Below are 5,343 nucleotides of genomic sequence, written 5' to 3'. Positions count from 1 at the left end.
CAAGATTCAATCCGTGAACCTTATGGGTTGCTAAACCAAATTATACGAGGAGGTGTTTTTATGGCCCATAAAAAAGGCGTAGGAAGTTCGCGTAACGGTCGCGATTCAGCACCGAAATACTTGGGCGTGAAGCGCTCTGACGGGCAGTTTGTCACGGCCGGGTCGATTATCGTGCGCCAGCGGGGTACGCGGATTCACCCGGGGCGGAATGTGGGCCGGGGCGGGGACGATACCCTTTTCGCCTTAACCGACGGGTACGTGCGTTTTCACTCCCGGGGTGCCGAAAAGAAGTTTGTGAGTGTCGTACCGATGGTCACCGGTTAAAGGGGTGCTTTTGGGGCAAGCGGCGGGAATCCGGAAAGGGGTCCCGCTTTTTTTAGCCCTGCGGTTGGGGGAGAGCCCCCTTTTTTGCTATAATTGGGCAAAGGGCGTTTTGGTGAGGCGATACCTTGAAGTACGTGATTGTTCTGGCGGACGGTATGGCGGATTACCCCTGTCCTGAACTTGGGGGGGTAACACCGCTCGCTTACGCGTATACTCCCCATATGGACCGCCTAGCGGCGCAGGGAACAGTGGGGCAGGTGAAAACGGTTCCGGACGGCTTCCCCCCGGGCAGCGACGTGGCGAATCTTGCGGTGCTGGGCTACGACCCGCGGGAGTACTATACCGGCCGGGCGCCACTTGAGGCCGCGAGCATGGGGGTGGCGTTGGGGCCGGAAGATGTGGCTTTCCGCTGTAACTTAGTCACCCTTTCGGATGACGAGCCTTACGTGGCGAAGGTGATGGTAGACTACAGCGCCGGGGAGATTTCGTCTGCGGAGGCGCGGGAGCTGATCGGGGCCGTTCAGGAGCGGCTGGGCAGCGGGACGGTTTCTTTTTATCCAGGAGTAAGCTACCGCCACCTGATGGTCTGGCGGGGCGGGCCGGCGGAAACCTCCCTTACCCCACCCCACGACATCACGGGGCGGGTGATCGGGAAATATCTCCCCCGGGGCGAGGGGGGGAAGTTCCTCCGGCGGCTGATGGAGGAAAGCGCCGGGTTTTTGCCGGAGGAGGCGGTCAACCGCCGGCGCGTGGCGGGGGGGCAACGCCCGGCGAATTCACTCTGGTTCTGGGGACAGGGGCGCCGCCCGCGACTGGTGCCTTTCCGGGAAAAGTACGGCCTTGCGGGCAGCGTCATCGCGGCGGTCGACCTCATCCGGGGTATCGGGGTGCTCGCCGGGATGCGGGTGCCTGTAGTTCCCGGCGCGACCGGGAACCTCCACACCGATTACCGCGCGAAGGCGCGGGCCGCGCTCGACGAACTCGCGGCGGGGCAGGATTTTGTCTTCATCCACGTCGAAGCTGCCGACGAGGCGGGCCACCAGGGGGACGTGGCGGCGAAGGTAAAGGCGATCGAAGAAATCGACGCTAAAGTGGTAGGCGAGGTACTTGCGTCGCTCCGGGAATCCTTTCCGCGGTGGCGGGTCATGGTCCTCCCGGACCACCCGACCCCGCTCGCGCTCAAAACCCATACCGCGGCGCCGGTCCCCTTCGTGATCGCGGCTGATAAAACCGAGGGGCCGGGTGCTCCGGGCAAAGTTTTCAGCGAGGCAGCGGCAGCCGCTACGCGGCTTGAGTTTCTCTCCGGGCCGGAGCTTCTCGCCTTTTTCCTGGGACGTGCAGGCGAAAGTGCTGCGGTTGCCGAGCGTTAGATATAAATGAAAACCGGGGTGGGGGAATGGGACCGGAGGAGACACTTAAGGTCTTACGGGCGCAGTACCACGATTTTTTAAACCGCCTGCAGGCGATTTCCGGGCTTCTTGACCTGGGCCGGCACGAAAAAATCAAGGAATATCTCGGCCGGGCGGCGGAGGAGTTTGCCGCGCGGGGCCGGGTGGCCAAAGGCGGGGCTGCCGGGACTTGCCTGGGTGCTCTTACGCTTCCAGGCGGAGGGCGTGGCGGCTGGGGTAAAGGTTTTCTGTGACCTGGAAAGGGTGCGACCGCGTGAAGGTCCGGCCGGTGAGGGGGCCCTGGCCACGTGTCTGGAGAAGCTTCACGCGGCTATCGCCACGCGGGTTGCCGGTACCGGGGAGGAACGCGCGCTTACGATTACCGGACGAAACGTCCCGGGGGGTTACCTTTTGACTTACGCCGGCGCCTTTCCCTGGGAGGAAATCGTTGGGGCGGAAAAGGCTATTTTTGACGGTGCCAGAGTAGCCTTCAAGGTTTTCGGGTTAGAAAAACTCGAACTTTTCTGGCGTTTCGCGATTGGCAAAGAATGATGTTTTACGATTACCTGAAAATATACGTTAAGGCCGGTGACGGGGGCAACGGTTGCGTCGCCTTCCGCCGGGAAAAGTACGTTCCTTGCGGCGGCCCGGCGGGCGGCGACGGCGGGCGCGGCGGGCACGTCATCCTCCGGGCCGACGCGGGCCTACGGACGCTGGTAGATTTCCACTACCAGCGCCACTTCAAGGCGGAGCGCGGCGGCCACGGGGAGGGAAAGGAGTGCCACGGCAAAAACGGCGCCGACCTCATCCTGCGCGTGCCGGTGGGGACGGTGGTGCGCGACGCAGCGACAGGCAGGGTGCTGGCCGATCTGGTGGCCCCCGGGCAGGAGGTCGTGGTTGCCCGGGGCGGCCGTGGCGGCCGGGGAAACGCCCGCTTCGCCACCCCCACGGAAAGGGCCCCGCGCTTTGCGGAAAAAGGGGAGCCCGGGGAAGAGCGGTGGCTTGAGCTGGAGCTCAAGCTCCTCGCGGACGTGGGCCTGGTGGGTTTCCCGAACGCCGGAAAGTCAACCATCCTGAGTCGCGTTTCGGCGGCCCGCCCCAAGATTGCGGATTATCCCTTCACGACCCTCGAGCCCTGTCTCGGCGTTGTCCGGGTGGGGGAGGGGGAGAGCTTCGTCCTAGCGGACATTCCCGGCCTTATCGAAGGGGCGCACGCTGGTGCGGGGCTGGGGCATAAGTTTCTGCGCCATGTCGAAAGGACCCGGTTGCTCATCCACGTTGTGGACATGGCGGGAACGGGCGGGAGGGACCCGGTGGCCGATTTTACGGCGGTCAACCGCGAGCTTGCGCTCTACAACGAAGAGCTGGCGCGGCGGCCGCAGGTGGTTGCGGCCAACAAAATGGACCTGCCGGAAAGCGAAGCCAACCTCGCGCGTTTCCACGCCGCCGTTGCGGATTACGAGATTTTTCCGGTTTCGGCGGTGACAGGTGCGGGCCTTGACCGGTTGATGTTACGGGTGGCGCAGCTGTTGCGTGAGCTCCCGCCACCCAGTTTACCCGCGCGCGGAGGCGTACGCGGCGGTTGAGCCGGTTCGGGTAAGGGTCGAGAACGGCGTCTTTGTGGTGGAGAACGAAGCGGTGGCGCGCCGGGTCGTGATGTTCGACCTTGAGAACCCGGAGGTCCTCCGGCGGTTACAAAACTATCTCGTCCGTGGGGGGGTTGATGCCGCCCTACGTGCCGCAGGGGTTAGGGCGGGGGAGACGGTGCGGGTCGGGAACGCGACCTTCGAATGGGTAGGGGAATAATTTTAAGGTGCCTTGCAGGAAGGAGACCGGTGGGCTTGGCGCGAAAGAGAGAGTTTGGGCACGTCAAGCGGATCGTGATAAAGGTCGGGACGAGTTCCCTAACGCATAAAACCGGAAAGCTCAATCTGGGCCAGATGGAAAAATTAGTCCGGGAGATGGCCGACCTCCACAACGAAGGCCGGGAGCTTCTGCTGGTTACTTCGGGAGCTGTGGGTGCGGGTATGGGCCGCCTGGGGTGGAAGACGCGCCCGAAAACGATCCCAGAGAAGCAGGCCTGTGCGGCGGTGGGCCAGGGGCTACTCCTGCAGGTTTATGAGAACTTCTTTTCCCAGTACGGGATTACCGTGGGGCAGGTGCTCCTCACAAGAGACGACTTTGCCGACCGGCGCCGCTTTTTAAACGCGCGCAATACGCTCCTTACCCTGCTCCGCCTCGGCATCCTCCCGATAATCAACGAAAACGATACGGTGGCGGTGGACGAAATCCGCTTTGGCGACAACGACACGCTCTCGGCGCTGGTTACTAACCTGATCGACGCGGAGATGCTCCTGATTCTTTCCGACGTTGACGGCCTCTACACGGCTGATCCCCGCAAAGACCCGGCAGCCCGCTTCATTCCCGAGGTTGAGAAGATTACGCCCGAACTCGAAGCGGTGGCGGGCGGGGCGGGGTCGGCCACCGGGAGCGGCGGGATGGTCACGAAGTTTCAGGCGGCGCAGATCGTAGGACATGCGGGGGCGGTAATGATTATCGCCGCCGCTGCGGCGGACAACGTTCTCCGCCGGGTACTGGCAGGGGAGGAAATCGGCACGGTCTTCTGGCCGGCGGAGCGTCATTTGAAGGGACGCAAGCGTTGGATCCTTTTCGGGACCACCGTCCAAGGCAAGATTTACGTGGATGAAGGGGCGGCGCGGGCGTTACGCGAAGAGGGAAGAAGCCTGCTCCCGTCCGGTATTGTCGGTATCGAGGGTGACTTTGACGCGGGACATTCCGTCAGCATCATCGCTCCCGGTGGGCAGGAGATCGCCCGCGGCCTCGTCAACTACGCCGCGGCCGAGGTTGACCGGATGAAGGGGCTGAAAACCCGGGAGATTGCTGCCCTCATAGGCCCGCAGCCCTACGATGAGGTAGTGCACCGGGATAATCTGGTCCTTACCTGAGACAAGCAGGAAGGAAGGTGGCGATGGAAAGACTCTGGGCGCCGTGGCGAGCAATTTACGTCGCCAAGAGCGACGCAGAAAAGGCTGAGTGCATCTTCTGCGCCAAGCTGAACGATACGCGGGACCGGGAGAACCACCTCCTCGTCCGGCGGGAGCGCTGCTTTGTCCTCCTCAATATTTATCCTTACAACAGCGGCCACCTCCTTGTCGCGCCGAACCGGCATGTGGCCGATATCACCGCGCTGACACCGGAGGAAGCGCTGGCCCTTTTTCAGCTTACGCAAGAGATGGTGGCCCTGCTACGCCGGGTGATGAAGCCGCACGGCTTCAACGTCGGGATTAACCTTGGGCGGGTTGCCGGGGCCGGTTACCCCGGCCACTTCCACATCCACATCGTCCCGCGTTGGGACGGGGATACCAGCTTTATGCCGGTGGTGGGGGACGTGAAGGTGATTTCGGAAACTCTCGACCAGACCTACGCCAAGCTGCGGGAAGCTTTGGAGAGTCCCGTTGCGCGGGGCTTGGAAGGGGACAGGGGTTAAGTATGTCAAACGGTCAGAAAGCATGCTCTAACCGTAACCTGAGGGTTGAAAGAAAAAACAGCCAGGGCCTGATGAATGAAGGAGTAAGACTCACGGTAAAATGTCACCAGGAGATTTCAAAAA

Annotated in this window: 6 protein-coding genes and 1 pseudogene; all 7 read left to right on the top strand. The window is 62.5% G+C overall.

What is annotated here, in order from left to right:
* The first annotated feature begins 60 nt into the window (after positions 1 to 60).
* The 7 genes and pseudogenes from rpmA (at position 61) to ACUVTA_RS08290 (ending at position 5,220) form a co-directional block, all read left to right on the top strand.
* Positions 61 to 324 (top strand): 50S ribosomal protein L27, encoded by a 264-nt coding sequence (gene rpmA, locus ACUVTA_RS08320; protein WP_445952482.1) that lies wholly within the window; start codon positions 61 to 63, stop codon positions 322 to 324.
* Between the two features lie 134 nt (positions 325 to 458).
* Positions 459 to 1,694 (top strand): cofactor-independent phosphoglycerate mutase, encoded by a 1,236-nt coding sequence (locus ACUVTA_RS08315; RefSeq protein ID WP_445952483.1) that lies wholly within the window; start codon positions 459 to 461, stop codon positions 1,692 to 1,694.
* A 26-nt stretch (positions 1,695 to 1,720) separates the two neighbouring features.
* The gene (locus ACUVTA_RS08310) at positions 1,721 to 1,966 is read left to right on the top strand and encodes a Spo0B domain-containing protein (RefSeq protein WP_445952481.1); all 246 of its coding nucleotides are present in this window, start codon (positions 1,721 to 1,723) and stop codon (positions 1,964 to 1,966) included.
* Positions 1,938 to 2,264, top strand: a complete 327-nt coding sequence (locus tag ACUVTA_RS08305; RefSeq protein ID WP_445952480.1) for a hypothetical protein — start codon at positions 1,938 to 1,940, stop codon at positions 2,262 to 2,264. Before ACUVTA_RS08310 ends, ACUVTA_RS08305 begins: the two co-directional genes overlap by 29 nt.
* Positions 2,264 to 3,518 (top strand): annotated as a pseudogene (gene obgE / locus ACUVTA_RS08300) (GTPase ObgE). Before ACUVTA_RS08305 ends, obgE begins: the two are co-directional and overlap by 1 nt.
* Positions 3,519 to 3,553: 35 nt before the next feature.
* Positions 3,554 to 4,678, top strand: a complete 1,125-nt coding sequence (gene proB, locus ACUVTA_RS08295) for a glutamate 5-kinase (RefSeq protein WP_445952479.1) — start codon at positions 3,554 to 3,556, stop codon at positions 4,676 to 4,678.
* Positions 4,679 to 4,701: 23 nt separating this feature from the next.
* On the top strand, positions 4,702 to 5,220 hold the full coding sequence (locus ACUVTA_RS08290; RefSeq protein WP_445952478.1) for an HIT family protein: 519 nt from the start codon (positions 4,702 to 4,704) through the stop codon (positions 5,218 to 5,220).
* Positions 5,221 to 5,343 lie beyond the last annotated feature (123 nt).

It is taken from the genome of Thermodesulfitimonas sp. (genome assembly GCF_052743955.1).
This window is presented reverse-complemented; position numbering and strand designations above follow the sequence as displayed.

What these genes read in the sequence shown, in the direction of transcription:
- rpmA (WP_445952482.1), top strand. Translation starts at nt 61, where the DNA reads ATGGCCCATAAAAAAGGCGTAGGAAGTTCGCGTAACGGTCGCGATTCA.
- ACUVTA_RS08310 (WP_445952481.1), top strand. Translation starts at nt 1,721, where the DNA reads ATGGGACCGGAGGAGACACTTAAGGTCTTACGGGCGCAGTACCACGAT.
- ACUVTA_RS08290 (WP_445952478.1), top strand. Translation starts at nt 4,702, where the DNA reads ATGGAAAGACTCTGGGCGCCGTGGCGAGCAATTTACGTCGCCAAGAGC.